Annotated in this window: 29 protein-coding genes and 1 pseudogene; 10 read left to right on the top strand and 20 right to left on the bottom strand. The window is 70.4% G+C overall.

Features of this window, described 5'->3' with window-relative positions; genetic code table 11:
* Positions 1-21 precede the first annotated feature (21 nt).
* The 3 genes from ACRQ5B_RS04900 to ACRQ5B_RS04890 are packed head-to-tail and all read left to right on the top strand — an operon-like array spanning position 22 to position 4,249.
* Entirely contained in the window at positions 22-1,023 is a 1,002-nt protein-coding gene (locus ACRQ5B_RS04900) for a polysaccharide deacetylase family protein (protein WP_432397509.1), read from the top strand.
* A 60-nt stretch (positions 1,024-1,083) separates the two neighbouring features.
* Positions 1,084-2,337 carry an HAD family hydrolase gene (locus tag ACRQ5B_RS04895; protein ID WP_432397506.1) on the top strand — a complete coding sequence of 418 codons (1,254 nt, stop codon included), beginning with the start codon at positions 1,084-1,086 and terminating at the stop codon, positions 2,335-2,337.
* Complete coding sequence (locus ACRQ5B_RS04890; protein WP_432397503.1) at positions 2,228-4,249, top strand: glycoside hydrolase family 65 protein; 2,022 nt, start codon at positions 2,228-2,230, stop codon at positions 4,247-4,249. The genes ACRQ5B_RS04895 and ACRQ5B_RS04890 overlap by 110 nt, the downstream gene beginning before the upstream one ends.
* A gap of 44 nt (positions 4,250-4,293) precedes the next feature.
* Here ACRQ5B_RS04890 and ACRQ5B_RS04885 read toward each other — a convergent pair whose 3' ends face one another.
* The 7 genes and pseudogenes from ACRQ5B_RS04885 to ACRQ5B_RS04855 form a co-directional block, all read right to left on the bottom strand.
* Positions 4,294-4,800 (bottom strand): zinc-binding dehydrogenase, encoded by a 507-nt coding sequence (locus tag ACRQ5B_RS04885; RefSeq protein ID WP_432397500.1) that lies wholly within the window; start codon positions 4,798-4,800, stop codon positions 4,294-4,296.
* Positions 4,801-4,942: 142 nt separating this feature from the next.
* A pseudogene (locus ACRQ5B_RS04880) lies at positions 4,943-5,299 on the bottom strand (alcohol dehydrogenase catalytic domain-containing protein); the annotation flags it as partial.
* Positions 5,281-6,132: a universal stress protein gene (locus tag ACRQ5B_RS04875; RefSeq protein ID WP_432397497.1), complete on the bottom strand. Its 852-nt coding sequence runs from the start codon at positions 6,130-6,132 to the stop codon at positions 5,281-5,283. The gene ACRQ5B_RS04875 and the pseudogene ACRQ5B_RS04880, both read right to left, overlap by 19 nt.
* Before the next feature lie 76 nt (positions 6,133-6,208).
* The gene (locus ACRQ5B_RS04870; protein WP_432397494.1) at positions 6,209-7,381 is read right to left on the bottom strand and encodes a YihY/virulence factor BrkB family protein; all 1,173 of its coding nucleotides are present in this window, start codon (positions 7,379-7,381) and stop codon (positions 6,209-6,211) included.
* A gap of 80 nt (positions 7,382-7,461) precedes the next feature.
* Entirely contained in the window at positions 7,462-8,037 is a 576-nt protein-coding gene (locus ACRQ5B_RS04865) for a DUF3618 domain-containing protein (protein WP_432397491.1), read from the bottom strand.
* 14 nt (positions 8,038-8,051) lie between these two features.
* Positions 8,052-8,483 (bottom strand): phage holin family protein, encoded by a 432-nt coding sequence (locus ACRQ5B_RS04860; RefSeq protein WP_432397488.1) that lies wholly within the window; start codon positions 8,481-8,483, stop codon positions 8,052-8,054.
* Complete coding sequence (locus ACRQ5B_RS04855) at positions 8,480-9,481, bottom strand: hypothetical protein (protein WP_432397485.1); 1,002 nt, start codon at positions 9,479-9,481, stop codon at positions 8,480-8,482. Before ACRQ5B_RS04855 ends, ACRQ5B_RS04860 begins: the two co-directional genes overlap by 4 nt.
* A gap of 195 nt (positions 9,482-9,676) precedes the next feature.
* Here ACRQ5B_RS04855 and ACRQ5B_RS04850 point away from each other — a divergent pair, with 195 nt between their 5' ends.
* Positions 9,677-10,603 carry a spermidine synthase gene (locus ACRQ5B_RS04850; protein WP_432397482.1) on the top strand — a complete coding sequence of 309 codons (927 nt, stop codon included), beginning with the start codon at positions 9,677-9,679 and terminating at the stop codon, positions 10,601-10,603.
* Here ACRQ5B_RS04850 and ACRQ5B_RS04845 read toward each other — a convergent pair.
* Positions 10,600-11,508, bottom strand: a complete 909-nt coding sequence (locus ACRQ5B_RS04845; protein WP_432397481.1) for a LysR family transcriptional regulator — start codon at positions 11,506-11,508, stop codon at positions 10,600-10,602. The genes ACRQ5B_RS04850 and ACRQ5B_RS04845 overlap by 4 nt on opposite strands.
* Before the next feature lie 163 nt (positions 11,509-11,671).
* Here ACRQ5B_RS04845 and ACRQ5B_RS04840 point away from each other — a divergent pair, with 163 nt between their 5' ends.
* From ACRQ5B_RS04840 to ACRQ5B_RS04830, 3 genes are all read left to right on the top strand, one after another.
* Entirely contained in the window at positions 11,672-13,048 is a 1,377-nt protein-coding gene (locus tag ACRQ5B_RS04840) for an MFS transporter (protein ID WP_432397478.1), read from the top strand.
* A gap of 55 nt (positions 13,049-13,103) precedes the next feature.
* A complete protein-coding gene (locus ACRQ5B_RS04835) occupies positions 13,104-13,853 on the top strand; it encodes a 3-hydroxybutyrate dehydrogenase (RefSeq protein ID WP_412884621.1) in 750 nt (249 codons plus the stop codon).
* A 168-nt stretch (positions 13,854-14,021) separates the two neighbouring features.
* Positions 14,022-14,654 carry a flavin reductase family protein gene (locus ACRQ5B_RS04830; protein WP_432397475.1) on the top strand — a complete coding sequence of 211 codons (633 nt, stop codon included), beginning with the start codon at positions 14,022-14,024 and terminating at the stop codon, positions 14,652-14,654.
* 31 nt (positions 14,655-14,685) lie between these two features.
* Here ACRQ5B_RS04830 and ACRQ5B_RS04825 read toward each other — a convergent pair whose 3' ends face one another.
* A complete protein-coding gene (locus ACRQ5B_RS04825) occupies positions 14,686-14,988 on the bottom strand; it encodes a DUF4193 domain-containing protein (protein WP_412884623.1) in 303 nt (100 codons plus the stop codon).
* Positions 14,989-15,230: 242 nt separating this feature from the next.
* Here ACRQ5B_RS04825 and ACRQ5B_RS04820 point away from each other — a divergent pair, with 242 nt between their 5' ends.
* Positions 15,231-16,637, top strand: a complete 1,407-nt coding sequence (locus tag ACRQ5B_RS04820) for an MBL fold metallo-hydrolase (protein ID WP_432397471.1) — start codon at positions 15,231-15,233, stop codon at positions 16,635-16,637.
* 221 nt (positions 16,638-16,858) lie between these two features.
* Here ACRQ5B_RS04820 and ACRQ5B_RS04815 read toward each other — a convergent pair whose 3' ends face one another.
* The 6 genes from ACRQ5B_RS04815 to ACRQ5B_RS04790 form a co-directional block, all read right to left on the bottom strand.
* Entirely contained in the window at positions 16,859-17,242 is a 384-nt protein-coding gene (locus tag ACRQ5B_RS04815) for an STAS/SEC14 domain-containing protein (protein ID WP_432397468.1), read from the bottom strand.
* A 147-nt stretch (positions 17,243-17,389) separates the two neighbouring features.
* Positions 17,390-18,151 (bottom strand): sulfite exporter TauE/SafE family protein, encoded by a 762-nt coding sequence (locus ACRQ5B_RS04810; RefSeq protein WP_412884626.1) that lies wholly within the window; start codon positions 18,149-18,151, stop codon positions 17,390-17,392.
* Complete coding sequence (locus ACRQ5B_RS04805; protein ID WP_432397465.1) at positions 18,148-18,756, bottom strand: rhodanese-like domain-containing protein; 609 nt, start codon at positions 18,754-18,756, stop codon at positions 18,148-18,150. Before ACRQ5B_RS04805 ends, ACRQ5B_RS04810 begins: the two co-directional genes overlap by 4 nt.
* 181 nt (positions 18,757-18,937) lie before the next feature.
* On the bottom strand, positions 18,938-19,240 hold the full coding sequence (locus ACRQ5B_RS04800) for a rhodanese-like domain-containing protein (protein ID WP_432397462.1): 303 nt from the start codon (positions 19,238-19,240) through the stop codon (positions 18,938-18,940).
* A 77-nt stretch (positions 19,241-19,317) separates the two neighbouring features.
* A complete protein-coding gene (locus tag ACRQ5B_RS04795) occupies positions 19,318-19,656 on the bottom strand; it encodes a metal-sensitive transcriptional regulator (protein ID WP_432397459.1) in 339 nt (112 codons plus the stop codon).
* Between the two features lie 2 nt (positions 19,657-19,658).
* Complete coding sequence (locus ACRQ5B_RS04790; RefSeq protein ID WP_412884630.1) at positions 19,659-19,970, bottom strand: rhodanese-like domain-containing protein; 312 nt, start codon at positions 19,968-19,970, stop codon at positions 19,659-19,661.
* A gap of 132 nt (positions 19,971-20,102) precedes the next feature.
* On the opposite strand from ACRQ5B_RS04790, the gene trxA reads away from it, so the two are divergent.
* Positions 20,103-20,468 (top strand): thioredoxin, encoded by a 366-nt coding sequence (gene trxA, locus ACRQ5B_RS04785; RefSeq protein ID WP_432397457.1) that lies wholly within the window; start codon positions 20,103-20,105, stop codon positions 20,466-20,468.
* A gap of 58 nt (positions 20,469-20,526) precedes the next feature.
* Here the strand turns inward: trxA and ACRQ5B_RS04780 are convergent, their stop codons facing one another.
* From ACRQ5B_RS04780 to ACRQ5B_RS04770, 3 genes are all read right to left on the bottom strand, one after another.
* A complete protein-coding gene (locus tag ACRQ5B_RS04780) occupies positions 20,527-21,177 on the bottom strand; it encodes an SDR family oxidoreductase (protein WP_432397455.1) in 651 nt (216 codons plus the stop codon).
* A 121-nt stretch (positions 21,178-21,298) separates the two neighbouring features.
* Positions 21,299-21,436: a hypothetical protein gene (locus tag ACRQ5B_RS04775; RefSeq protein WP_432397452.1), complete on the bottom strand. Its 138-nt coding sequence runs from the start codon at positions 21,434-21,436 to the stop codon at positions 21,299-21,301.
* Positions 21,433-22,068: a hypothetical protein gene (locus ACRQ5B_RS04770; protein ID WP_432397449.1), complete on the bottom strand. Its 636-nt coding sequence runs from the start codon at positions 22,066-22,068 to the stop codon at positions 21,433-21,435. Before ACRQ5B_RS04770 ends, ACRQ5B_RS04775 begins: the two co-directional genes overlap by 4 nt.
* 165 nt (positions 22,069-22,233) lie before the next feature.
* On the opposite strand from ACRQ5B_RS04770, the gene ACRQ5B_RS04765 reads away from it, so the two are divergent.
* Positions 22,234-22,686 (top strand): hypothetical protein, encoded by a 453-nt coding sequence (locus tag ACRQ5B_RS04765; RefSeq protein ID WP_432397447.1) that lies wholly within the window; start codon positions 22,234-22,236, stop codon positions 22,684-22,686.
* On the opposite strand, the gene ACRQ5B_RS04760 is transcribed toward ACRQ5B_RS04765, so the two are convergent.
* Together ACRQ5B_RS04760 and ACRQ5B_RS04755 are read right to left on the bottom strand one after the other, a co-directional pair.
* The gene (locus ACRQ5B_RS04760; RefSeq protein ID WP_432397445.1) at positions 22,683-23,273 is read right to left on the bottom strand and encodes a DinB family protein; all 591 of its coding nucleotides are present in this window, start codon (positions 23,271-23,273) and stop codon (positions 22,683-22,685) included. The genes ACRQ5B_RS04765 and ACRQ5B_RS04760 overlap by 4 nt on opposite strands.
* Before the next feature lie 130 nt (positions 23,274-23,403).
* Entirely contained in the window at positions 23,404-23,595 is a 192-nt protein-coding gene (locus ACRQ5B_RS04755; RefSeq protein ID WP_290256872.1) for a helix-turn-helix domain-containing protein, read from the bottom strand.
* Between the last annotated feature and the right edge of the window lie 22 nt (positions 23,596-23,617).

Genomic DNA, 23,617 nt, shown 5'->3' with positions numbered 1-23,617 from the left:
GATCCGGCGTCACGGTGGGGCATGTGGTCGATCCCCGCCGGCGGCCAGCGCCGGCTCCTGGCGGCGGTTCTCGCCGTCCTGCTCGTGGCGGCCGCGGTGGCCGGGGCGGTGCTGCTGGCCTCGGGGCCGCGGGGTTCCGGTCCGCAGGGCGGGTCCCCGGCCACGGTGTCACTGTCGCCGTCGTCCCCGTCCGGAGCCACGACGACGGCGTCCCCGTCGCCGGCTACCTCGTCGTCCGCGCCTGAGTCATCAGCCCCTGAATCATCCACCCCGGAGCCTTCCACCGCTGAGCCGGGCGCCCCGGCACCGCCCGCACCCAAGCCACCGGCACCGGAACCTCCCGCCCCGCCCGCCCCGGAACCCCCGGTTCCGCCTGCCGCCCCGTTTCCGGGCGCGCTCCGGGGCGCCGACGTCGAGGTCATCCCGGGCGCCGGGCCGGTGGTCGCGCTGACCTTCGACGCCGGGGCCAACTCCGCCGGGCTGCCCAGCATCCTGCAGACCCTCTCCGCGACGGGCGTTCGCGGGACGTTCTTCCTCACCGGCGCGTGGGCGTCCGGCAACCCGGCGGGCGTGGCCGCGATCGTGGCCGGCGGTCACCGGATCGGCAACCACTCGATGACCCACCCCGGATTCACCGGCCTGACCGACGCCCAGATCACCCAGCAGCTCGCCGGCGCGGAGGCCGCCATCAACGCCGGCGGCGGGACCGCCCGGCCGCTGTTCCGGTTCCCGTTCGGCGAGCGGGACGCGCGCACCATCGCCACCGTCAACGCCCAGGGCTACGTGACGGTCCGCTGGACGGTGGACACGCTCGGCTGGAAGGGAACCAGCGGCGGCATCAACGTCCAGACCGTGCTCGACCGGACCCTCGCCGGGCTGCGCCCCGGCGAAATCGTCCTGATGCACATCGGCTCCAACCCCGACGACGGCAGCACCCTCGACGCGGACGCCCTGCCGCAACTGATCTCCCGGCTCCGGGCCGCCGGCTACGGCTTCACCACCCTCGATGCCCTCCTCCGCTGAGCCGCCCCCGGCCGTGGTGCAGGCCTGTCGCGCGCCCGGGAAGGCTGGTACGAATAACGCATGACGGTCTCGCCCACAGTCGCCGCCGCACTGGCGCCGGTGGATGCCGTCGTCTTCGAACTCGACGGCGTGCTGCTGGACACCGCCGAACAACGCGCCGCGGCCTGGCGGATCCTGCTGGACGAGGTCCTGCGTGACCCCCGGCTGCCGGCCACCGCCCGGCGCGGCCCGCCCACCGCCGCCGACTTCACCGCCTACCTGGACGGCCGAACCCCCGCCGAGGGGGTGGCGGGCTTCCTGGCCTCCCGTGGCGCGGCGGTCCCGGCCGGAAACCCCGCCGACCAGCCGGGGGAGTGGACGGCGGCAGGCCTGGGCGCCAGGCAGGACCAGCTCTTCACGGCGGCCCTGGCGGCGGACCCGCCCCGGGCCTACCCCGGCTCGGTGGCGCTGCTGGAAAGGCTCCGGGCCGGCCGCGTCCCGGTGCTGCTGGCCACCTCCGCCCCGCACGCGGCACCGCTGCTCGCCGCCGTCGGACTCGATGGCGCCTTCGACCAGATCGCCGACGGGCAGACGGCGGCGCACCGGGGCCTGCCCGGGAAACCCGCCCCCGCCCTCCCGCTGGAGGCGGTCCGGAAGCTGGACATCCCGCCCCGCCGGGCCATGGTGATCGAGGCCTCGGTGGCCGGGGTCCGGGCGGGACGCCGCGGCGGCTTCGGCCTGGTGGTCGGCATCGACCGGGACGGGCACCGCGCGGACCTGGAGGCCGCCGGCGCGGACATCGTGGTGGAGGACGTCAGCGAATTGGACATCGGCCTGGTCATCACCCACCCCTGGCTGCTGGTCTACGAGGGCTTCGACCCGGCGCACGAGGGGCACCGGGAGGCGCTGACCACCCTGGGCAACGGCTACCTGGCCACCCGCGGGACGGCTCCGGAACAGCGCGCCGGCCCCATCCACTACCCCGGGAGCTACTTGGCCGGGGTGTACAACCGGCTCACCAGCACCGTGGAGGGCCAGCGGACCACGGACGAGCACATGGTGAACATGCCGGACTGGCTGCACCTGGACCTGCGGATCGAGGACGGGCCCTGGTGGTCGGAGGGCGGGCTGCGGCTGCGCCGGGAACGGCGCACCCTGGACCTGGAAACGCGCGCTGCTGACCCGGGAGGCGGAGCTGGAGGACGACGCCGGGCGGCGGCTGCGGGTGGTGCAGCGGCGGCTGGTGTCGATGGCCGAACCGCACCTGGCGGCACTGGAGACGGTCATCACCGCCGATGGCTGGAGCGGCAGGATCAGCGTCAGCAGCGGCTGTGACACCGCGGTGCGCAACGCCAACGTGCCCGAGGACGGCGGCCTCGCCCAGCGCCACCTGACCGGGGTACAGGTGGCGGAGAACCGGGCGAACGCCCCCGGGCCCGGCGCCGTCGGCCTCGACGTGCAGGTCCGCACCAGCCGCAGCCGGATCGGGATTGCGCTGGCCCTGCGCACCGAGGCGTCCGGCCCGGCGAACACCGCATACCACCAGTCCGCCGGGCTCTACGCCCACCACCTGGAGGTTGCCGTGGGGGAGGGGGCGCCGGTGACCGTGACCAAGACGGTGGCGGTGGCCACCTCCCGGGACCACGCCGTCTCCTCGCCGCTGGCGGGCGCCCAGGCCGTCCTGGCCCGCGCCGGCACCTTCGAGCAGCTGGTGGCCGACCACGAGCGCGCGTGGTCCCTGCTGCTGGCCCCGTTCATCATCGACTCCGATGCCCCCTCCCAGGCCCAGCTGATCCTGAATCTGCACGTCTTCCACGTGCTGCAGACCCTCACCTTGCACACCGCGGAGCTGGACGCCGGCGTCCCGGCCCGCGGCCTGCACGGGGAGGGCTACCGGGGGCACGTCTTCTGGGACGAGCTCTTCGTCCTGCCGGTACTGAACTCGCGGCTGCCGTCCCTGGCCCGCGAGCTGCTGGACTACCGGTGGCGGCGGCTGGGGACGGCGCGGGACGCGGCCCGGGCGGCGGGCCTCTCCGGCGCCCTGTTCCCCTGGCAGAGCGGCAGCGACGGCACCGAACAGACCCCCAGCCTTCTCTACAACAGGCTTTCCGGGCATTGGCTGCCGGACTACTCCCACCGGCAGCGGCACGTGGGCCTGGCCGTGGCCTACAACGCCTGGCAGTACTTCGAAGCCACCCAGGACCGAGGCTGGCTGACCCAGCACGGCGCCGAACTGATCGTGGAGGTGGCCCGGCTGTTCGCGTCCATGGCCGAGCACGATCCCGCGGATGACCGGTTCCACCTGCGTGGCGTCATGGGCCCGGACGAGTATCACACCGGACCACCGGAGCACCCGGATGCGGGCCTGGCGGACAACGCCTACACCAACGTCATGGCCGCGTGGGTTTTCGATCAGGCCGAGTGGATCATGCGCTCGGTCCGGGGCTTCGACATGGAGGACCTCAAGGGCCGGCTGGGGATCACGACGGCGGAGATCACCCGGTGGGCCCGGCTGAGCCGGCGGATGTTCGTGCCCTTCCACGGCGAGGGCATCATCAGCCAGTTTGCCGGCTATGGCGAGCTCCGGGAGCTGGACTGGGCCGGGTATCGCCGCCGCTACCGGAACATCGAACGCCTGGACCTGATCCTCGAGGCGGAGGGGGACAGCCCGAACCGGTACCGGTTGGCCAAGCAGGCGGACGTGCTGATGCTCTTCTACGTCCTGGGCGAGGACCAGCTCACCGGGTTCCTGGCCCGGCTGGGCTATCCGGTCACCCCGGAGCAGCTGGCCGCCACCGTGGACTACTACCTGGCCCGCACCGCGCACGGTTCCACCCTCAGCCGGGTGGCGCACGCCTCGGTCCTGGCCCAGCGGGACCCGGAACAGGCCTGGGCCACCTTCCGTGAGGCGCTCGACGCCGATCTCGACGATACGCAGGGCGGCACCACCAGCTCGGGCATCCACCTGGGCGCGATGGCGGGGACCATCGACGTCGTCCAGCGCAGCTTCGCGGGCCTGCGGATCACCCGGGACGCGCTGACCTTTACGCCCCGTCTCCCGGCCGAGCTGCGCCGGGTCGGGTTCCAGGTCCGGTACCGGGACCAGTTGCTGGCGGTGCACCTGGAACCGGGCCGGCTGGCCGTCACCGCAGCCCCGGGCGACGCCGCGCCGGTGCTGGTCCGGGTGGGGCAGCAGGAGGTGTTCCTGCAGGCCGGGCAACGGCACGAGTTCCGGGCCGTGCCCTGAGACGGCGCACTGAGAGCGGGCACCCGGTGCGCCACGTATGAAGCTCAGTCCCTCACCCGGATGACGGCGGCGCCGGTCACCCGGTCGGCGGCCAGGTCCTGCAGCGCCCGGCCGGTCTCCTCGAACGGGTAGGCGGTGGTGCTGGGCCGGAGCGGGATCTCCGCGGCGATCCGAAGGAACTCCTCGCCGTCGGCGCGGGTGTTGGCGGTGACGCTGCGCAGCTGCCGTTCCTGGAAGAGGTCGGTGGCGTAGTCCAGGGCCGGGATGTCGCTGAGGTGGATGCCGGCGACGGCGAGCGTTCCGCCGCGGTCCAGCGCCCGCAACGCCGGGGGCACCAGGGTGCCCACCGGGGCGAACAGGATGGCCGAATCCAGCGGGTCCGGCGGGTCCTCGTCCGCGTCACCGGCGAACACGGCGCCCAGCTCCAGCGCCAGGGCCCGGGCCGCGGGGGAGCGGGTCATCACGTAGACGCTGGCGCCCCGGTACAGGGCCACCTGCGCGGCGAGGTGGGCGGAGGCGCCGAAGCCGTAGATCCCCAGCCGGCCGCCCACGGGAAGGTCCGCGCGCAGCAGGGCGCGGTAACTCGATGATCCCGGCGCACAGCAGCGGCGCGGCCTCCTCGTCCCGGAACGACTCCGGGAGCCGGTAGGCGAAGTCCTGGGCCACGGTCACCAGGTCCGCGTAGCCGCCGTCGCGGTCCCACCCCGTAAAGGTGGGCGCCAGGCAGAGGTTCTCCTGCCCGCGGACGCAGAACCGGCACACCCGGCAGGTGCCCCCGAGCCAGGCGACCCCCACGCGCTCGCCGGCCTGGAACCGGTCGGCCCCGGGCCCGGATGCGACGACGTCGCCCACCACCTCGTGCCCGGGCACCACGCCGGGCCGCTTCGGCGGCAGGTCCCCTTCGGCCAGGTGCAGGTCGGTCCGGCACACCCCGCAGACACGCACCCGCACCAGAACCTCGCCCCGGCCGGGCACGGGATCGGGCCGCTCGCCGGCCACCAGTGGGCGGGTGTCCGCGGGTCCGGGCCGGCCTACCCACCAGGCCCGCATGGGACCTCCCGGGCGATGAGGACGTTGCAGGGTGCCTGCTGCAGAACCCCGGAGACGGTGTTGCCCGGGCCGGTGCCGCGGTGGTGGGACCCCAGGACCAGGACATCGGCCCCGGCCGCTGCGGCCGAGAGCTCCCGTGCCACGTGCCGCCCGGTGATCAGGGTTCCGGTGACGGCCAGTGCGGGGGCCAAGCGACGGGCCTCGGCCACGGCGTCCGCAAGGAACGCGGCCCCGTCCCCGGCCCGGCCGGCGCCCCGCCCGGGGGCGACGTGGAGGATTTCGAGGCCGGTGCCCGTGGCCGTGGCGAGGGCAGCGGCCTGGGCCACGACGGCGGCCCGTACCGCATCGGCGTCGACGGCGGCGGCCACCGGTTGGCCCGGCAGGGTGAGCCGCCGGACCACCATCAGCGGGCAGGGCGCGGAGCCAGCGAGGTCCGCGCAGACGGAGCCGGCGAGCCGGCCGAGCACGCCGCCGAGTCCCCGGCTGCCCACCGCCAGCAGGGCCGCGCCGCCGGCGGCGTCGAGCAGCACCGGGGCCGGGAGCCCCGGCAGCATCCGGGCGGTGACCGTCAGGCCGGGGGCGGCGGCCCGGGCCAGCGCCGCCCCGGCGTCGCGGATGGTCTCGGCGGCCTGGCGCAGCCCGCTGCCGGCGACGCCGCTGACCGGGCCCAGGTTGGAGGTGAAAACCGGCCAGACCCAGGCGTGCACCACCTCGAGGGGGCGCTTGACGGCGGCGGCATGCCGTGCCGCCCAGCGGACGGCCAGACGGGCGGAATCCGAATCGTCGTACCCGGCCACGACGGCGGCGCGCTGACCTGCTGCGGCTGCCGGCATGGATCCTCCCGGGTAGGCGGACGGCACCCCAGCAGTGCGGCTTCACCTCAGTACAGGCCGCCCGGCCGAGCGGAGGCTAGGGGCTTTGGTCCCCGCGGCGCGTGTCGGACCCGTTGCCGGCGTCGTGGCCCGCGCCGCGCTCTCCGGAGGCCTGCCGGGCGTGCTCCTCGCGCAGCTCCCGGCCCCGTCGGATGTCCTCTTCCTCCTGGGCCTGCAGCTTGTCGCTCTTCTTGGTGTCCCGCGGCGGCAGCTGGATGGTTTCCTCGGCCTCGATCCCGGCCTGGAGTTCGCGGCCGCGCTCGGTCTCGGCGTCGAACTCGGCGCCGAACAGCAGGGACATGTTCAGGATCCAGAGCCACAGCAGCGCCACGATGACGCCACCGATCGCGCCGTAGGTCTTGTTGTAGCTGTTGGAGTACGCGACATAGAAGCCGAAGGCCACCGAGGCCAGCAGGAAGACCACCAGGGCAATGGCAGATCCCATGCTCAACCAGCGGAACTTGGGCTGCTTCACGTTGGGGGTGGCGTAGTAGAGGATGGCGATCGCGACGATCAGCAGGATCAGCATGACCGGCCACTTGGCGATGTTCCACACCATCAGGAACGCGCCGCCCAGGCCGATCAGGTTACCCACGGATTCGGCCACCGGGCCGCTGAGGACCAGCATCGCGGCGATGACCACCACCAGCAGGAGGTTGACCACGGTGACGCCCAGCATGGTGCCGCGCAGCTTCAGGAAGGGCCGGCCCTCATCCGTCTCGTAGACCCGGTTCATGGCGCGGCCAAAGGCGCCCACGTAGCCGGACGCGGACCAGATGGCCGTCAGGAGGCCGAGGATGAACGTCAGGCCCGCGGCGGAGGAGCTGGTCAGGTCCTGGATCAGCGGGCGGATGGTGTCCACGGTCTGCCCGGGCGCAAAGCCCTGGACGATGTCCAGCAGCGCGCCGGTGGTCTTCTGCGCGTCGCCGAAGAGCCCCAGCAGGGACACCAGCGCCAGCAGGGCCGGGAAGATGGAGAGCACCGAGTAGTAGGTCAGCGAGGCCGCAAGGTCCGGGCACTGGTCCTTGGTGAACTCGCGCAGGGTCTTGCGGGCGATGTACTTCCAGGAGGGTTTGCTGACCTCGGTGGGCCGGTCCGGCTTGCGGGCGTCCTCAGCGGAGGGGGACGTGCGGGCCTTGGCGGTGCTGCTGGTGGCGGTCTCGGCGTCGTCCATGGAGCCAGTCTGCGCCTGGGTGAGGTTCTTGGCCATCGGAATCTTCTTTCGTGGTTAAGCGCAGCGGCCGGCTGCCTCCGCATCAGCGGGGGCAGCCGGCCGCCATCCGGGTCAGGCTAGGCCTGCTGGACATTGTCCTTGGCGTCAGCGGCGCGGTCCTTGACGTCGGCGACGGCCGTCTGGCCCTCGCCCTTGACGTTCTGGGCTGCGTCGGTGGCCGTGGCCTTGACGTTTTCCATGGCTGCCTGGGCGGGTTCCTTGAGTCCCTCGGCCACGTGCTGGGCCGCCTGGCCCAGTTCCGTGGTGAGCGGCTCTGCTGCCGACTTCAGCGCATCGGCGGCCTCCCGTTCCTTCTGGCTGGCCGGGATCAGGGCGGAGACCAGGAGGCCCGCGCCGAAGGCGATGAGGCCTGCGGCGAGAGGGCTGCCCTGGGTCTTTGCCTTCACCTGGTGCGGTGCATCGGAGACGGCGGAGCCGGCGTCGCTGAAGTGCGCTCCGGTGCTGCTGCCGGCGTGGTCGGCTGCTCCCATGAATTTCTCCTTCGCTCCGAAGACTGCGTCTTTGACCTTGTCGGTCTGGCGCTGGACGATATTCGACGGGGTGACCTTGTCCGCTACGGCGTCGACGTTGGTTCCGAGCCGTGCGCGGGTTGCTTCAATGTCGGCACGGATGGCATCCGGGTTCTGACTCATTGTCTTTCCTCGCTTTAGTGGCTGGGCTTGAGAGTGGGGGGAATTTCCTGGATGGTCTCGGCGGTCTGGGGCAGGCCCTTGATCGCCTTGAGCTCCTTGCGGCCCATGGAGGCCATGATGGCGCCGATGATGCCCCAGATAACGGCGACAATGACCCCGGCCCATCCGAGTCCCATCAGGGTTCCGAGGCCCCACCAGAGGGCCAGGGACAGGAACAGCAGGACGAAGTGTCCCGCCACTCCGGCGCCGGCCAGCAGGCCGCTGCCCTTCCCGGCCCGGCTGGTGGTTTGCTTCAGTTCCGCCTTCGCGAGCTCCAGTTCCTGACGCATCAGGGTGGACATGTCGCGGGTGACGTCCCCGAGCAGGTCACCCAGGGAAGTGGTTTCCGCTTTCACGTGGGCATCCGTGGCCTGGGCGTGGGCGCCCAGCGGCATCTCGGTGCTCATCGGCGTCCGCCGTCGAACGGGTCCTTACGGTCCGGGTCGACGCCGGGATCGACGCGGTACGGATCCGCCTCCAACGGGTCCTCGGCCCAGCTGCCGGCGTGGGCGCCTGAGCCCTCTCCCTCCAGCGGGTTGGGCGGGTAGGTGTCCGCGTGGGCGGCCGTGGTGGCTTCCGGGTACTGCACCGGCGGCGGGGGCACCGCGACGCCGGCATCGGGCACCCGCGTGACGGGCTGCGGTGCGCGGGAAGCAGTGCCGGTGGAGCCGTTGGCGGACTGCTCCGGAGCGCCGGCGCTGAGGCTGCGGCTCAGGCGCCCGGCGAGGATGCCGGCGCCCGCGGCTGCCAGCAGGAAGGCGCCGGGCCGCTGGCGTGCAAAGGACTTGACCTCGGTCAGGAGCGAGCCCGGATCCCGGTTCTCCAGCCAGGTGGCGACGGAGGCGGAGCGCTCGGCGGCCTGGCGGACCAGGTCGGTGGCGACGCCGGGCTGGTCCGAGGCGCGGGCCATGGTGTGCAGTTCGCTGGAGATCGAGTGCAGCCCCTGGGCCGCCTTCTGCTGCTGGTTGCCGGCCTGCTCGGTCAGGTCCGTACGGGCCTGGTCCAGCAGGTCCCGGGCGTTGCTCTTGACCTCGGTGGCGACGTTGGCTGCTTCGGTCTTGGCGGTCTCGGCGACGTTCTGGGCCGAGTCAACGGCCTGGTCCTTGACATCGGCGGCCTCATCCTTTGCGGCGTCCTTCTTGGACGACGTGCCGGTTCCGCCGGTGCTGTAAGAGCCGGTGCTGTACGAGTCAGCCTCATAGGAACCGGCGCCGGAGGGCGTCTGCCCACCGACGTAACCGCCGGTGGTGCCGGCAGCCGGGTACTCCGTTGCGGGGTATCCCGTGCCTGCATGCTCCGTGCCGGAATTTGCCGCCGACGGGAACGTGGTGCGGGGGCGCAGTTCGTCCTGTGCTTCACCGGGCGTTCCGAAGGTGTCGTCCTGGGGCCATTGGTTCTCTGTCATCGTCGCTCTCTTTCCTTGAAGATCCAGTCTTAGATCTGAGGCCCGGCCCGCCGTGACGCAGCACCGGAACCCGAATAGTAAGCATGATTACTAACAAATAGTAAGCAAACTTTGCTTCCAATCACAAGGGCCGCCCGGGACGTGGTCCGGAACGGGCGGATAGGGTTGGTGCATGGGTGAGGGGGCTGACAGCTGATGGCGAAGAAGGGCAGGGCCGCCCGGCGCGGAGCCGCCGCGGCCGAGGAAACGCGGGGGCTGCAGGCCGGTCCGGGCGCGGCCGACGCGCCCCGGGGGACGGGTAAATCCGGGCCAGTGGCGGGGGTCTACGCCATCGATACCGGCGACTGTGAACTCGTCCCGGACCAGGACAACTCCACCGGCTGGCTGCTGCGCATCAACGGCGTGATGAGCTCCCATATCGACCTGGCGGACCCGTTGTTCCTGGACTTCGAATACATGCGCTGGATCGCCGCCCTGGTCGAGTCCCGCTGGCCGACGGCGGCCTCGCCCCGGCTGCGCGCCCTGCACCTGGGCGGCGGGGCGTGCTCTTTGGCCCGCTACGTCCATGCCGCCTACCCGGAGGCCCGGCAGGTGGTGGTGGAGCTGGACGGCAAGCTGGCCGAGTACGTCCGCGGCTGGTTCGACCTGCCCAAGGCCCCGTTGCTGCGGCTACGGGTGGGGGAGGCCCGCGAGGTCACCGAATCGCTGACCCCCGAAACCCGGGACCTGATCATCCGGGACGTTTTTGCCGGCTCACAGACCCCGCGGCCACTGACCACCGCCGAGTACGTTGGCCACGCCAAGCGCCTCCTGGGCCCCGGCGGCGTCTACGTCGTCAACTCCGGGGACGCCCCGGCGCTGACCAACGCCCGCGAGGACGCGGCAGCCATCGCCGCGGCCTTCCGGCACACCGTCATCATCGCCGACCCCGCCATGCTCAAGGGCCGGCGCTACGGAAACATGATCATCGCCGGCAGCGACGAGCCGCTCGGCGAGGATCCGGGCCTGGCCCGGCGGCTGCTGGGCGGCGGCGTCCCGGCGCATCTCTGGGACGACGCCCGGGTCCGCTCCTTTGCCGCCGGCGCTGCCGTCCGGCACGATCCGGCGCCCGCGGAGCCCTAGGTCCGGGACGTGCCGCGGCCCATCAGTGCGTCGTGGTTGGCGTCCGTCCCCTCGCGCAGGGCCTGGACGACGGCGGCCACCGCGGGCCGGCGGAGCGAATCGGGCCGCAGCACCATCCAGTAGGGCAGCATCTCGGCGACCTGGTCCGGCACCAGCCGCACCAGGTCCGGGTGCAGGTCCGCGGCGAAGCAGGGCAGGAACCCCACCCCGGCACCGGCCCGCGTGGCCTCGATGTGCACGAAGACGTTGGTGGAGCTGAGCCCGTCACGCATGGTCGGCACCAGCCTGCGCGGGGCATCGAGGTCATCCACCTGCAGCATCGAGTCGACAAAGTAGACCAGCGGGTGGCTCTCCAGTTCGGCGAGGGAGGCGGGCGTCCCGTGCTCGGCCACGTAATCGCGGGAGGCGTACATCCCCAGCATGTACTCGCCCAGCCGCGAGGCCTCTGCGCGGTGTACCTGCGGCTCGCCCACCACCACCTCGATGTCCAGGCCGGAACGCTGCTGCAGTGCCCGCCGGGTCACGGTGATGATCTCCACGCTCAGCCCGGGGTGCCGGCGGCGCAGCTTCGCCACCGCCGGGGCGGCGATGTAGGCGCTGAAGGCGTCGGTTGCGGTCATCCGGACGACGCCGGTCACCGGGTCCGGGGTCTTCCCCGGTTCCTCGAGGGAGCGCACGGCGCCCTCCACCTCTTCGGCGACGGCGACGGCGGCGGCGCCCAGGTCCGTCAGCTCCCAGCCGCCCGCGGCGCGGGAGAGGACCCGCCCGCCAAGCGCCTTCTCCAGCGCCGCGATCCGGCGCGAGACCGTGGTGTGGTTCAGACCCAGGGACTGCGCCGCCGTCGTGAATTTCGCCGAGCGGGAGACGGCCAGCAGCACCAGGAGGTCGTCCGGATTGAGATTCATATCTGCAATTCTGCACACATATCGTGCCGGTTTGGCCATTGAGCGGCGGCGAATCTGCGGCGATACTCGATGAAGCCCATTTTCAGTGCCGTGCATCACAGCTGATTGCACCGCGACGGTAAGCACCACACACTGTGTCGCCGTGGACACCTAGGAGTTATTTATGAGCGTAGAACAGCGCTCCGCAACACCGCCTGCCGCCCGCAAGGGCGAGGGCCTCAAGAAAATCGTCGCCGCCTCCATGGTGGGAACAGTCGTCGAGTGGTACGAATTCTTCCTCTACGCCACCGCAGCCACCCTGGTCTTCGGCAAGTACTTCTTCCCGTCCACGGGCAACGACCTTGACGGCATCATCCAGGCCTTCCTGACCTACGCCGTCGGCTTCATCGCCCGGCCGCTGGGCGGCATCGTCTTCGGCCAGATCGGCGACAAGCTGGGCCGCAAGCCCACCCTGCAGCTGACCATCGTCATCATCGGCGTGTCCACCTTCCTGATGGGCTGCCTCCCGGGCTTCGTCGACATCGGGTACCTCGCCCCGGCCCTGCTGGTCATCCTCCGCTTCATCCAGGGCTTCGCCCTGGGCGGTGAGTGGGGCGGCGCAGTCCTCCTGGTCGCCGAGCACAGCCCGGACAAGGGCCGCGGATTCTGGGCCAGCTGGCCGCAGGCCGCCGTTCCGGTGGGCAACCTGCTGGCCACCCTGGTGCTGTTCATCATGTCCAACACCCTGAGCGCCGCGGACTTCCTCGGCTGGGGCTGGCGCGTGGCGTTCTGGCTCTCCGCCGTGATCGTCTTCGTCGGCTACTACATCCGCACCAACGTCTCCGAGGCGCCGATCTTCCTCGAGGCCAAGGCCCAGCTGGAAGCCGAGCAGGCCGCCAGCTACGGCGTCCGCGAAGTCATCCGCAAGTACCCGAAGGGCATTCTGCAGTCCATGGGTCTGCGCTTCGCCGAGAACATCATGTACTACCTGGTGGTCAGCTTCTCGATCGTCTACCTGAAGACCGTGGACAAGTACGACACCTCGTCCCTGCTGCTGGCCCTGCTCATCGCGCACCTGGTGCACTTCCTGATCATCCCTCAGATCGGCCGCCTGGTGGACAGCTGGGGCCGCAAGCCGGTGTACCTCATCGGTGCCATCTCCGGCGCCACCTGGCCGTTCTTCGCCTTCCCGATGTTCGACACCAAGAACGCCGTCGTCATCGTCCTGGCCGTGACCATCGGCCTCTGCCTGCACGGCTTCATGTACGCGGGCCAGCCGGCCCTGATGGCCGAACTGTTTCCAACCCGGATGCGGTACGCAGGCGTCTCCCTCGGCTCCCAGGTCACCTCGATCTTCGCCGGTTCGCTGGCCCCGCTGCTGGCCACCGCCTGGCTCAAGGACACCAACTCCTGGCTGCCCACCGCCATCTACCTCGTGGTGGCATGTGTCATCACCGCGGCCACCGTGCTGACCCTGAAGGAAACCAAGGGCATCGCACTGGAGGATGTGGACCGGGCCGACGCCGAGCGCGAAGGCCTGGCCGTAGCCTCCGTCCGCTGACCCGGACAGCAGCACCTGCAGCACTCGTCAATTTCTGAACTGGAAGGCTGGGTACATGGAAAACTCACTCAACGGCCGCAAGGCCCTGGTCACCGGCGGAGCGAGCGGCATCGGCGCGGCAACGGTCCGCGCCCTGGCCGCCCGCGGCGCGAAGGTGGTGGTGGCCGACGTCAATGAGGCCGCCGCGACCGCCCTCGCGGACGAGGTGGGCGGCTCTGCGTGGGCCGTCGACCTGTTCGACACCGACGCCCTGCAGTCGCTCAGCCTGGACTGCGACATTCTGGTCAACAACGCCGGAATCCAGCGGATCAGCCCCATCGAGGACTTTGATCCGGCCGATTTCCGCCGGATCCTGACCCTGATGCTGGAGGCTCCGTTCCTGCTGATCCGCGCCGCCCTGCCGCACATGTATGCGAACAACTTCGGCCGGATCATCAACCTCTCCTCGGTCCACGGGCTGCGGGCCTCGCCGTTCAAGAGCGCCTACGTCTCGGCCAAGCACGGCCTGGAGGGCCTGAGCAAGGTCACTGCGCTGGAGGGCGGCGCGCACGGCGTCACCTCCAACTGCGTCAACCCGGGCTACGTCCGGACCCCGCTGGTGGAGTCCCAGGTGGCGGACCAGGCCAAGGTCCACGGCATCCCCGAGTCCGAGGTGCTGGCCAAGATCATGCTGACCGAGGCCGCCGTGAAGCGGCTCGTGGAGCCGGAGGAGGTCGCCTCGCTGGTGGCCTGGCTGGCCTCCGACGACGCCGGCATGGTCACCGGCGCGAGCTACACCATGGACGGCGGCTGGTCCGCCCGCTAGGGGCGGCCGGCTGACGGCCCCGGGGGAACATAACAGCAGGAATCCGTCCGGGCGCGATGCCCGGGCGGATTCCTGCCGTTAAGTCGGGAATGGGGGTGCGGGCAGTCGGCGGACGGGCGCCCCGCCCCGCGTCCCGGGTCACGGCGCGGGCCTCGCTAGGCTGGGCCCATGCGCAAGGATTTCAGCCCCTCGGACCTGTCCTCCGCCGAGTTCTACCGGCTGCTCACGGCCCTGGTGGTACCGCGGCCCATCGCGTGGGTGTCCAGCACGTCCGCCGAGGGCGTGGACAACCTCGCGCCGCATTCGTTCTATACGGTGGCCTCGGTGACGCCGCCCATCCTCCAGTTCACCTCGGTGGGCCGGAAGGATACCTTGCGGAACATCACGGAGCGCGGGGAGTTCGTGGTGAACTTCGCGCCCGCCTCGCTCATGGCCGAGGTCAATGCCACCGGCACCAATTTTCCGGCCGACGTGAGCGAGTTCGACGCCGCCGGCCTCACCCGGGAGCCGGGCAGGACGGTCTCGGTACCGCGGGTGGCCGAGTCGCCCGCGGCCTTCGAGTGCCGGCTGCACGCGACGCAGCCGATGGGGGATTGTGTACTGATTTTCGGTGAGGTCACCCATGCCGTGGTGGCCGGGGATGTCCTGGCCGGTGACCATCCACTGATCGACCGGCTGGGCCCCCTGTCCCGGCTGGGCCGGGACGAATGGGGCCTGCCGGGACCTGTTGAGGAACTCAAGCGGATCCGCCGGTCCGAGTGGCCGGGCTCCTTCCGCCGTCGCGACGACCGCGGCGCCTAGCCGGTTTTCCCGTGGGGCCGGTGGGCCGCCGTCAGCCTTCGCAGTCGGTGCAGTAGGCGTGACCGTCCTTTTCGCGGGCGATCTGGGACCGGTGCCGGACCAGGAAGCAGGAGTAGCAGGTGAATTCGTCGGAGGCCTGCGGGATGACCTGGACGACGAGTTCCTCGTTGGAGAGGTCCGCGCCGGGGAGTTCGACGCCGTCGACCGTGTCGGCCTCGTCGAGTTCCAGCACGACGCTGCGGGCGTCCGGGGAGTTGGCGGACTTCAGGGCTTCAAGGGAAGCATTGCGGGATTCGGCGACGTCGGGGCGTACTTCGTCGTAGTCGGTTGCCACGTGGGGTGTGCTCTTTTCTTTGCTGTCTGGTTGCTGGTTCAGGTACAACGCGCCCGACCCCCATTTTGTGCCCGCACGCCGAAATCTCTTTTCCTGCCACCTCCCGGAGGCCGTCCGGGCTCATGATCCCGGAGCGTCCCCGGCCCGGATTGGCGAGGCTTGCAACATACCCCCGGGGGTATTATCGTTGTGTGTAGACCAACGGAGGATCCTCCTCCTGGACGCCAACGAAAGAGAGTCCCATGCTTATCGAGCGCATCTATGACGAAGACCTCGCCCAGGCCAGCTACTTCATTGGCTGCCAGGCCAAGGGTGAGGCCCTGGTGGTCGACCCCCGCCGTGACAATGCCGTCTATCTGGACCTTGCTGCCGCGAACGGGATGAAGATCGTCGCGGTGACCGAGACCCACATCCACGCGGACTTCCTCTCCGGCACCCGCGAGCTGGCGGCCGCTACCGGCGCCACCGCGTACGTCTCCGGCGAGGGCGGGGCTGACTGGCAGTACGGCTTCGAGGCCGAGCGCCTGAACGATAACGACACGATCACCCTGGGCAACATCACCGTCAAGGCCCTCCATACCCCGGGCCACACCCCGGAGCACCTCTCCTTCCTCATCACCGACGGCGCGTTCGCGGACCAGCCCGGCTACCTGCTCTCCGGTGACTTCGTGTTCTCCGGCGACCTGGGCCGCCCGGACCTGCTCGACGAAGCCGCCGGCGGCGTCGACACCCGCTTCGAAGGTGCCAAGCAGCTCTTCGCCAGCCTGCGGGACAAGTTCCTGACCCTGCCGGACCACGTCCAGGTCCACCCGGGCCACGGCGCCGGCAGCGCCTGCGGCAAGGCCCTCGGCGCCATCCCGTCCTCCACTGTCGGCTACGAACGCCTCTACGCCTGGTGGGGCCCGTACCTCGCGGCCAACGACGAGCAGGGCTTCATCAACGAACTCCTCGACGGCCAGCCCGACGCGCACGCCTACTTCGCCCGCATGAAGCGCGAAAACCGTGAAGGCCCCGCCGTCATGGGCGAGCGTGCACCCCTGGCCGAGCTGGACACGGCCGACGTCGCCAAGGATCTCGCCGCGGACAAGGTCATCTTCGTTGACACCCGCGCCAACGCCCAGGTCCACGAGGGCACCGTCACCGGCTCGGTCAACGTCCCGGCCTGCAAGTCCACCGCCAGCTTCGGCGCCTGGGTAGTCGACCCCGAAAAGGACAAGGCCCCGCTGGTCCTGCTCGCCCCGGACCAGGCCGCCGCGATGGAGATGTGGGACCACCTGGTCCGCGTCGGCATCGACAAGGTCGCCGGCTACGTCACCGGCCTCGAAGGCCTGCCGATCTCCGTCCCGAAGCTGATCCAGCCGGAGGAACTCGATGGCTTCGAGGCCGCCATGGTGCTGGACGTCCGCAACAAGACCGAGCACGCCGCCGGCCACATCCCCGGCTCCTACCAGCTCAGCGGCGGCCGCGTCATGTGGCACCTGGACGAACTCCCCGCCGAGGGCACCATCGTCTCCTACTGCCAGAGCGGGGTCCGTAACTCCGTAGCGGCCAGCGCCCTGCGCCGCGCCGGCTACGACGTCGTCGAACTCGACGGCAGCTACGCCGCCTGGGCGGCACAACAGCAGAAGTCCGCCGTCAACGCCGGCTAATCACTGCACCACAAGGGCGGCGGCCCGGGGAAACCCGGGCCGCCGCCCCTTTGCGTCCCCGGAAACAACCCGCCCGTGGTCTTCCCGGGAGCCGCCGTGCCGGGCTTGTAGTTCGTGGCACTAAGGGACTCGCCGGCGGGGACCGGATTCAGGCGACCCTGGTGTTCGAGAGCCTGGGATAGCTTTCGGGGGGCCGGCTGAGGGCCGGTAGAGGGGCCGGCTCAGTGGGCGTTGCCGGCCGGCTGGGCGGCGAGGCTGTCCAGCCAGGCCAGGGCCTCCGGCTCGGAGGTGAAGTAGGCGTGCGGGCAGTGGTCGTGGCGGCTGAGGGCTGCCCCCATGATGGTGTCCACCACGCTGGAGCCGATCATCGCCACAGCGGAGGCGGGCTGGGCGTGGGCGAAGGCTGCCCGGGCCGGGTTGCTCAGGGTCACCCCGGCGATCTCCAGCAGCAGCGGTCGCGGGGTCGCGCTCAGGCTGCGCATCGCCTCGATGGAGGCGCGGGCGTCGTCGGCGTCCACCTCGGACTCCGGGGCCCAGACCAGGTGGAAGTACTGCCCGCGAAGGCCCAGTCGGCCCTTCCCGTCCGCGATCAGAATCTCGTTCATTTACGCCTCCTGCGCCCAACTTACCCCGGGCGGGTCACGATCAGTGCCGGGGGCACGAAAAAGCGCCGGAAGACGGTGTGTCTTCCGGCGCTTTCGCGGTGCGCTGTGCCGGTGATGTCGATGATGCCGCGGGCGTCGGCGATGCCGCTAGGCGAGCAGGGCCTGGGCGGTGACGTAGGCGGCGACGGCCAGGACCAGGATCCCGAAGCTGCGCTTGAGGACCCGGTCCGGGATGTTCGTGCCGAGCCTGCCTGCGATCAGGGACGCGGCCATGGCGGCCACGGCGAAGGCGGCGGTGACGGCCCAGTCGATGTGCAGGTCGCCCAGGTGGGCGGCGAAGCCGGCGATGGAGTTGATCACGATGATCACCAGTGAGGTGCCCACGGTGGCCGCCATCGGCAGGCCAAGGACCAGGGTCAGGGCCGGGACGATCAGGAAGCCGCCGCCCACGCCCAGCAGGCCGGTCAGGAAGCCCACGACGGCGCCAGTGGCGATCGCCTTCGGCAGGCAGCTGCGCCAGTGCACGCCGCCGCCGGGAAGGGCGCAGGACCCGCCGGCGGTCTTGGTCGGCATCATCATGCGGATGCCTGCGATCACCATAATCGCGGCGAACGCCAGGAGCAGGACTTTCTGGTCCAAAAGCCGGTTGACGTAGGCGCCGAGGTAGGCGGTGGCAGTGCCGGCGGCGCCGATGATCACGGCCAGGCGCCAGTTCACGTTGCGGAGCCGTGGCACCACCGCGACGGCCGAGGAGGCGCCGACGACGACCAGCGAGGTCGGGATCGCCGCGGAGAGCGGGAGCCCGACGCCGTAGACCAGGGCGGGAACGGCGAGGATGGAGCCTCCGCCGCCGACCAGGCCGAGGAGGCCGCCGACGATCAGGCCGAACGCCGCCGCGGTGATGATCATGCCTTGGCGCCCAGGTTCTGCAGCGCCTGGTGGGCGGTGGGCTCGTTCGCGGAACGGTTCCACGGCATCTTGGAGAGCATCTGTCCCATGGCGCAGCTGTTGGTCGCAGCGGAGAAGGTCAGGCCCGCGCCGATCCCGCCGGCCAGCAGGCCGAGCTTGGGGGAGAGGAGCTTGCTGCCGACGACGCCGGCGAGTACCAGGGAGCCTGCGGTCATCCGGACCTGGCGTTCCAGGGCCCAGGTGTTCTTACCCTTGACGACGTTGCCGCCGGCGGCGGCGTAGGCGGGGACGCCGCCGGTCAGGACGCTGGCACTGCCGAGGCCGACGGCGTCGAGGTGCTTGCGGGCCTGTTCGGCGCGGTTGCCGGACTGGCAGACCAGCACCACGCGGGTGCCCATCTTGGCGGCGAATTCCTCGGCATGCTCACTCAGCAGCGGCAGCGGCACGTGGTACGAGCCCTTGATGTGCATCGAGTCGAATTCGGCGCCGCCGCGGACGTCGATCACCATCAGGTCATCGTGGTTGTCTTCCCAGGCCTTCAGCGTTGCCGCGTCGATGGACTTGGGAGCCGTGGCGGCGGGGGTGGGGACGTTCGTGGAAGTCATAATCTCTTTCGGTCTAGCAAAGGATGGAGCGGGGTGGTGCCGACGGCGCACCCGCGGAGGCGGGGACGACGTCGTCCGCCTGCCGGCTCCTGTGCCCGGCATGCCGGGTACAGGTGGCGTGGCAGGTGGAAGCCCGGACGGCGCAGTTGGGGGTCGGCGCCGCCCGGGCGGTCTTTGGGGATTACGCGGCCGGCAGGCCGTTGGCGGACCAGTCGAGCATGCCGCCGGTCATCGTGTAGGCGGTGAAGCCGGCGGCGGCGAGCTGGTCGGCGGCGGCGGCGCTGCGGCGGCCGCTGCGGCAGACGGCCACCACAGGGCGGGACTTGTCCAGCTCGGCAAGCCGGGACCGCAGCTCGCCAAGGGGGATGTGCCGGGCGCCGACGATCATGCCCGCGGCGACCTCGTCGGCCTCGCGGACGTCTACGATCTGGGCGTCGGTGCCGTTGTTGATCTGGGCATTCAGTTCGTTAGGGGTGATGTTCATGGTCTGGCCTTTCGGGGGTGCCTGGGGATTCGGGGTCAGGGGAAAACACGTGGGGCGGAATGGGACCGTGATACGGCTCAGGTCAGGCGAAGGAAGAGCGCCTGGAGTTCCTCGAGCGTCGGCGGCGCCGCGGCCGCGGGGCCGGTGGCGCCGACGTTGGCGGCCGGGGCGGCTGGCGTCGGGCCGGTGTAGGCGGCTGGGGCGAGGCAGTCGCGCATGGCGCTGGAGATGAGTTCGAAGCCGGCCTTGTCCAGGGCCCCGCGGACGGCCGCCAGTTGCGTGACGGCGGCCCGGCAGTCCGTGCCGGACTCGATCGCGTCGATCAGTGCGGTCAGCTGCCCGCGCGCCCGCTTGAGCCGGTTGACGGTCCGGTGCTGGGATGCTCCGGGCGACGGCGCGGCCACGGTGGCGGACATGCCTAGCGTCCGGCCTGGTAGGTCACGGGGTGGCCGTTGCGGTACCACTCGGTGATGCCGCCCATGACGTTGACAGCGTCATACCCAGCCTCGGTGAGCGCCGCCGTCGCCCGCGAGCTACGGCCACCGGAAGCGCACATGATGTACACGGTCCGGCCGGCGGGGATATCGCCCATGGACTGCTGGAAGCGGGAGAGCGGGACGTTCCTGGTCCCGGGCACGGAGGCCTCGGCGTACTCCTCTTCCTCGCGGACATCGATGATCGGGACCCCGGAGCCCAAGGCAGCGAGGTCGTCCACGGAAATGCTCTTCATGTCCACAGTCCTTTCATGGGGGCCGAAGGCCGCGGTGGCCTTCATCTCCTTCCATGATGATACCCCCGGGGGTATTTAGCAAGTCGCGGCCGACTCTTGCTTAAATACCCCCGGGGGTATTATTTTTATTGCATGGCAACCATTGACATCACCGAACAGACCTTTGAATCCACCATCTCCGGCAGCGACATCGTGCTGGTCGACTTCTGGGCGGCCTGGTGCGGCCCGTGCCGCATGTTCGCCCCGACGTTCGGCAAGGCCTCCGAAGCCCATCCCGACGTCGTTTTCGCCAAAGTGGACACCGAGGCCGAGCCCTCCCTCTCCGCGGCGGCCCGGATCACCTCCATCCCCACCCTGATGGCGTTCCGCGAGGGCATCCTTGTCTTCTCCCAGCCCGGCGCGATGAACGCGAGTGGGCTCGAGCAGCTCATCACCGCCATCAAGGGGCTGGACATGGACGACGTCCGCGCCAAGGTGGCCGAGGCCCAAATCTCCTAGTGACCGGCGCCCGTGATCTCCGGGTAAAGCATCTCCACGGGCGAGCTCAGCGCGGCCTTCACGCCCGCGGTGGTGGCGTCGGCGATGACCTCATAGGCGCCGGCCTCGACCCCTCGAGGACGGCCTGGACAAGGTCGGCCGGGGTCATTTTGGGGCCATCGGCGTGGGCGGCCATCGCGGTGTCGACATAGCCCATGTGGACGCCGACCACGTGGACGCCCCGGGGAGCCAGTTCCAACCGGAGGGAATTCGTGGCGGACCACAGTGCGGCCTTCGAGGCGCTGTAGATCCCGCCGAACGCGTACCAGCTGGCCACGGAGTGAACGTCAATCAGGACAGAATCCGGCGCCGCAGCGAGTGTGGGGGCGAACGCCCGGGCCAGCAGGACGGGCCCGTAGAAGTTGGTCTCCATGTTTTGCCGGAGGTCCGCTTCGGTGATCTCCAGCAGGCTCGCCGTGGGCGGGTTAGCCCCGGCGTTATTGATCAGGACAGTCGCGTCAGAGGCCGCCTCGACGGCGGACTGGATGGACGCGGGATCCGTGACGTCCAGGGTCAGCGGTACGATCCGGCTGTCGTCCCAGGTCCGGGGAGTGCGGGCGGTGGCGTAGACCTTGGCCGCTCCCCGGGCGAGGGCCTGGTGCACGAACTGCGTGCCGATGCCGCCGTTCGCACCGGTGACGAGGACGACGGCGTTGTTGAGTGAGGGCATGGGGATTTCGCTTTCTCGAGGGTTCCGACGCCCGCCGGGGCGCCGCATGTCTGACTCTGTTCATAACTGAGTGCAGTCATAATTTATTTCCGCGAGAGCTGCTTCGTTTTTCGGCGGCCCCTCAGTTCCGCGCGTCGGCCGCTTCGCGCCTCCGTTCCTCGGCCTGCAGGATGCCGTCGCGCACGGCCGCCCGGACCACCCCGTGGAGGATGTAGAAGAAGATTGCCGCGAAGGTGACGGTCAGGACGAGGCCGTTCACGCGGGCGTCCCGCCGGGCCAGTAGGCCTGGGCGTCAGCGGCCGCGTCGCGCAGGGCCGCACCGTCCAGGGTGATCGAACTTTCCTCGATGCCCATGGAAGTCCACTGTGTCACTAGGCGCAGGTCGCCCGCCGGCGGCAAGGGCCAGAGCCACAGCGTGCCGGCGGAGGAGAAGTCGTGGTCGCCGCCGTGGCCGCCCCCGGACCTGAACGTGAAGACGGCGCCGTTCGGTTCCTGGCCCATCGGTGGCCCTGCGTACTGGTCAACAGTCGAAATGCTGGCCCTGGTCCCGTCCGGGAGCTCGATGCCAAAGAGGAAGATGTCCTTGCCCGAGACGGACGGACCCGGCGGTCCGAACCGGTTGAAGAAGCCGGCGTTCATAACGGCCCATTCCTGGTCATCTTCCTTCGTCCGGCGGATCGTCCAGGTCAGGTTGATCGTGCACCCGGTGGAATAGGCGCTGACCGACTCGACGGCGACGACGCGGCCCGTAGACCGGTGAAGGAAGCGGCTGACCGGGACGATGGCGGGCAGCTCGTAGCGCGGCGGCCCTGACCAGGGCGGCGGCACGAACTCGGGCATCCGGGGCCGCGGGGGCAGCGCCGGAATCGGGTAGTCCTGGAAGAAGGTCACGGGTGGTCCTTTGCGTTCGCGGTCTGCGGCCGGTCGAGGAACGCCCGGCGTGGTGCGCCCCGGATCCCCCAATCCGTCCTAGGCCGCCCAGTCTAGCCGTGGCGGTCCTTGGCGCGGCGGAGTAACGGAGTTGCCGCATCCGAACCGACCCGGAAGACTGCCGGGATGGGGCGGGACGAAAAGAGCGGCGACGAACTGCGCACCGGCATGCCGGCCCGGTACAGGGCTGTGCTGGCCGTGATCGGGCTCCTGGCCACCGCCGTCGTGACCCTGTCCACCGGCCAGGCCTGGGCTGGCGTGGCGATGCTGCTCGTCTTCGTCTCCGCGGGGCGGCTGACCGCCCGCATCCGCTGCGACGGAACCGGAGTTCACGTCAGGGTTGCCGGAATCTTCTCCACCACGGTTGCCTACGCGGACCTTGTTGAGGTCGCACCCGGGCCGGAGACCGGCCTGCTCGAAGGAATGGGCCTGAGGATTCTCCGTGGCGGCGGCACCGGCTACCTGGTGGGCGGCCCGACGCTGAGAATCCGGTCCAAGGGTGCCTGGTTCCTGGTCTCCTGCGCGGATCCGGAGGCCGGCGTGGAACTGATCCGCGCGCGGAGCGGACTGACGTTTTAGCCCTGGGTGCCCTCGCCGCGCGCCACCGCTTCGAGGCGGTTGTAATAGTTGCCCCACCAGGCCTGGTCCTCTGCGGGCAGGTTGCTGTAACCGTCCCGGTGCCCGGCGCTGCCGTCGGCTAACTCCCGCACGATATCGGCGTGCCCGGCGTGCCGGTGCGTCTCCGCCGTCACGTGCACCAGGATGCGGGCCAGGGTTACCGGGTTGCTGTCGTCACGCCACCACGGCACGACCCCGGCGGCCGTGAGGGGAAGCCGGGAGATGGTCTCGTCGGCATGGGCCCAGACGCGCCGATACAGGCCGATGATGTCCTCGCGGGTCTCCCCGGGAGTCGCCCACATGTCAGCGTTCGGCTCGGCATCGGGCGCGAGCCAGCTCAGGGTCTCCCGGAACGGCCGGTCGAACACCGAACCAAAGTACTCGGCCTCAACGCCCGCCAAATGCTTGATCAGCCCCAGCAGATTCGTGCCCGTAGGCGTGAGGGGCCGGCGGACGTCGTAGTCGGCAAGCCCGTCAAGCTTCCAGACCAGGGCATCACGGCCCTCCTGCAGATAGCGGCACAGGTCCGCTTTCGCTCCATCGCTCATGACCGCGATCCTGTCCGCGATGCGGGGCGATTGCAAGTCAACGTGGGGCTTCAGTGCGGTGGGGACCTTCAGCCGAAGCGAGCCTCATTCGGCGCATTGCCGCTAAGAATGCGGAACGCGGCGGCTCGGCTCACACCGCGCCGGTGGCGGACTGACGGATGTATCCCTCCACCGCCGCCTGGGAGATGCGGTAGGAGCGGCCGAACCGGACGGCGGCCAGGGCGTGCGACTTGACCAGGCGGTACACGGTCATCCGGGACACGCGCATGATGTCGGCGACCTCGGCGATGGTCAGGTAGGCGGGGCGGTCGGCTGGAAGCATGGAACAGACTCCTTCTGGGACG

Source organism: Pseudarthrobacter sp. L19 (genome assembly GCF_050859435.1).
Lineage (GTDB): Bacteria > Actinomycetota > Actinomycetes > Actinomycetales > Micrococcaceae > Arthrobacter.
This window is presented reverse-complemented; position numbering and strand designations above follow the sequence as displayed.

Bases quoted from the DNA above. Each gene is read 5' to 3' on its own strand.
- ACRQ5B_RS04830 (WP_432397475.1), top strand. From the start codon at position 14,022: ATGCGCAAGGATTTCAGCCCCTCGGACCTGTCCTCCGCCGAGTTCTAC.
- ACRQ5B_RS04895 (WP_432397506.1), top strand. From the start codon at position 1,084: ATGACGGTCTCGCCCACAGTCGCCGCCGCACTGGCGCCGGTGGATGCC.
- ACRQ5B_RS04765 (WP_432397447.1), top strand. From the start codon at position 22,234: ATGGGGCGGGACGAAAAGAGCGGCGACGAACTGCGCACCGGCATGCCG.
- ACRQ5B_RS04780 (WP_432397455.1), bottom strand. From the start codon at position 21,177: ATGCCCTCACTCAACAACGCCGTCGTCCTCGTCACCGGTGCGAACGGC.
- ACRQ5B_RS04900 (WP_432397509.1), top strand. From the start codon at position 22: ATGTGGTCGATCCCCGCCGGCGGCCAGCGCCGGCTCCTGGCGGCGGTT.
- ACRQ5B_RS04865 (WP_432397491.1), bottom strand. From the start codon at position 8,037: ATGAGTCAGAACCCGGATGCCATCCGTGCCGACATTGAAGCAACCCGC.
- ACRQ5B_RS04875 (WP_432397497.1), bottom strand. From the start codon at position 6,132: ATGCCGGCAGCCGCAGCAGGTCAGCGCGCCGCCGTCGTGGCCGGGTAC.
- ACRQ5B_RS04800 (WP_432397462.1), bottom strand. From the start codon at position 19,240: ATGAACATCACCCCTAACGAACTGAATGCCCAGATCAACAACGGCACC.
- ACRQ5B_RS04795 (WP_432397459.1), bottom strand. From the start codon at position 19,656: ATGTCCGCCACCGTGGCCGCGCCGTCGCCCGGAGCATCCCAGCACCGG.
- ACRQ5B_RS04870 (WP_432397494.1), bottom strand. From the start codon at position 7,381: ATGGCCAAGAACCTCACCCAGGCGCAGACTGGCTCCATGGACGACGCC.
- ACRQ5B_RS04790 (WP_412884630.1), bottom strand. From the start codon at position 19,970: ATGAAGAGCATTTCCGTGGACGACCTCGCTGCCTTGGGCTCCGGGGTC.
- ACRQ5B_RS04755 (WP_290256872.1), bottom strand. From the start codon at position 23,595: ATGCTTCCAGCCGACCGCCCCGCCTACCTGACCATCGCCGAGGTCGCC.
- ACRQ5B_RS04855 (WP_432397485.1), bottom strand. From the start codon at position 9,481: ATGACAGAGAACCAATGGCCCCAGGACGACACCTTCGGAACGCCCGGT.
- ACRQ5B_RS04810 (WP_412884626.1), bottom strand. From the start codon at position 18,151: ATGATCATCACCGCGGCGGCGTTCGGCCTGATCGTCGGCGGCCTCCTC.
- ACRQ5B_RS04860 (WP_432397488.1), bottom strand. From the start codon at position 8,483: ATGAGCACCGAGATGCCGCTGGGCGCCCACGCCCAGGCCACGGATGCC.
- ACRQ5B_RS04845 (WP_432397481.1), bottom strand. From the start codon at position 11,508: ATGAATCTCAATCCGGACGACCTCCTGGTGCTGCTGGCCGTCTCCCGC.
- ACRQ5B_RS04760 (WP_432397445.1), bottom strand. From the start codon at position 23,273: ATGAGCGATGGAGCGAAAGCGGACCTGTGCCGCTATCTGCAGGAGGGC.
- ACRQ5B_RS04805 (WP_432397465.1), bottom strand. From the start codon at position 18,756: ATGACTTCCACGAACGTCCCCACCCCCGCCGCCACGGCTCCCAAGTCC.
- ACRQ5B_RS04815 (WP_432397468.1), bottom strand. From the start codon at position 17,242: ATGAACGAGATTCTGATCGCGGACGGGAAGGGCCGACTGGGCCTTCGC.
- trxA (WP_432397457.1), top strand. From the start codon at position 20,103: ATGGCAACCATTGACATCACCGAACAGACCTTTGAATCCACCATCTCC.
- ACRQ5B_RS04820 (WP_432397471.1), top strand. From the start codon at position 15,231: ATGCTTATCGAGCGCATCTATGACGAAGACCTCGCCCAGGCCAGCTAC.
- ACRQ5B_RS04835 (WP_412884621.1), top strand. From the start codon at position 13,104: ATGGAAAACTCACTCAACGGCCGCAAGGCCCTGGTCACCGGCGGAGCG.
- ACRQ5B_RS04840 (WP_432397478.1), top strand. From the start codon at position 11,672: ATGAGCGTAGAACAGCGCTCCGCAACACCGCCTGCCGCCCGCAAGGGC.
- ACRQ5B_RS04850 (WP_432397482.1), top strand. From the start codon at position 9,677: ATGGCGAAGAAGGGCAGGGCCGCCCGGCGCGGAGCCGCCGCGGCCGAG.